The organism is Streptomyces sp. NPDC012935, from assembly GCF_042900345.1.
GTDB lineage: Bacteria > Actinomycetota > Actinomycetes > Streptomycetales > Streptomycetaceae > Streptomyces.
The window spans coordinates 1-1,643 of sequence record NZ_JBIBBC010000060.1; the positions used below are offsets into that span (position 1 = coordinate 1).

The 1,643-nt window shown below is 71.9% G+C and carries 1 protein-coding gene; it reads right to left on the reverse strand.

Features of this window, described 5'->3' with window-relative positions:
- A partial coding sequence (locus ACFY5C_RS41420; protein WP_389455242.1) for an acetyl/propionyl/methylcrotonyl-CoA carboxylase subunit alpha occupies positions 1–1,595 on the reverse strand: 1,595 nt, incomplete at its 3' end.
- Between the last annotated feature and the right edge of the window lie 48 nt (positions 1,596–1,643).

Consider the following 1,643-nt stretch of genomic DNA (forward strand, 5'->3'; position numbering starts at 1 on the left):
ACGATCGTGCCCTGCATCGGGGAGGCGAGGGTGTCGCCGGAGGCGGCGGGGCCGGACTTCTTGGCCGCGCGGCGCTTCGGCTTGGCGCCGGCGGCGAGGCCGGTGCGGGCCAGCGACATGCCGAGCGAGGCCGGGAGGGAGACCTCCAGGCGCTTGCCCCCGACCTCGACGACGACGGTCTCGCGGCCGCTCTCCTCGTCGGTGTCGGTGTCGGTGGGGGCGGTGAAGGGCTTGATGTCGTTGACGAACTCGGTCTCGATCCACCGGGTGTGGACCGTGAACGGGTCCGCCGAGCCGGTCAGCTCGGGCGCGAACGCGGGGTCCTTCACGACGGCCCGGTGGAACGGGATCGCCGTGGCCATGCCCTCGACCTGGAACTCCTCCAGCGCGCGGGCGGCCCGCTGCAGTGCCTGCTCACGGGTGGCACCGGTGACGATCAGCTTCGCCAGCAGCGAGTCCCACGCCGGGCCGATCACACTGCCGGACTCCACGCCCGCGTCCAGCCGCACACCCGGACCCGACGGCGGGGCGAACGTGGTCACGGTGCCCGGCGCGGGCAGGAAACCGCGGCCCGGGTCCTCGCCGTTGATACGGAACTCGAAGGAGTGCCCGCGCAGCACCGGGTCGCCGTAGCCGAGTTCCTCACCGTCGGCGATGCGGAACATCTCCCGGACCAGGTCGATCCCGGCGACCTCCTCGGTGACCGGGTGCTCGACCTGCAGACGCGTGTTGACCTCCAGGAAGGAGATCGTGCCGTCCACACCGACGAGGAACTCCACCGTGCCGGCGCCGACGTAGCCGGCCTCCTTCAGGATGGCCTTCGACGCCGCGTACAGCTCCTCCACCTGCGCGTCGGAGAGGAACGGGGCGGGGGCCTCCTCCACCAGCTTCTGGTGGCGGCGCTGCAGCGAGCAGTCACGCGTGGAGACGACCACGACGTTGCCGTGGGTGTCGGCCAGGCACTGGGTCTCCACGTGGCGGGGCTTGTCGAGGTAGCGCTCGACGAAGCACTCCCCGCGCCCGAACGCGGCGACGGCCTCACGCACGGCCGAGTCGTACAGCTCGGGGACCTCTTCGAGGGTGCGGGCCACTTTCAGGCCGCGGCCGCCGCCACCGAAGGCGGCCTTGATCGCGATGGGCAGGCCGTGCTCCTTCGCGAAGGCCACGACCTCCTCGGCACCGGACACCGGGTCGGGGGTGCCCGCGACCAGGGGCGCGCCGGCCCGCTGGGCGATGTGCCGGGCGGCGACCTTGTCACCGAGGTCACGGATGGCCTGCGGAGGCGGGCCGATCCAGATCAGCCCGGCGTCCAGGACCGCCTGGGCGAACTCGGCGTTCTCCGACAGGAACCCGTACCCGGGGTGGACCGCGTCCGCCCCCGCCTCACGGGCGGCGGTCAGGACCTTGTCGATGTCCAGGTAGCTGGTGGCCGGGGTGTCACCGCCCAGGGCGAACGCCTCATCCGCGGCGCGGACATGCAACGCGTCACGGTCCGGATCCGCGTAGACGGCCACGCTCGCGATCCCGGCGTCCCGGCAGGCCCGGGCCACGCGGACAGCGATTTCGCCACGGTTGGCGATGAGCACCTTGCGCACGATTGAGGCTCCCTCCTTGAAACAAGCCGAGTTTAGGGACTGCCGACA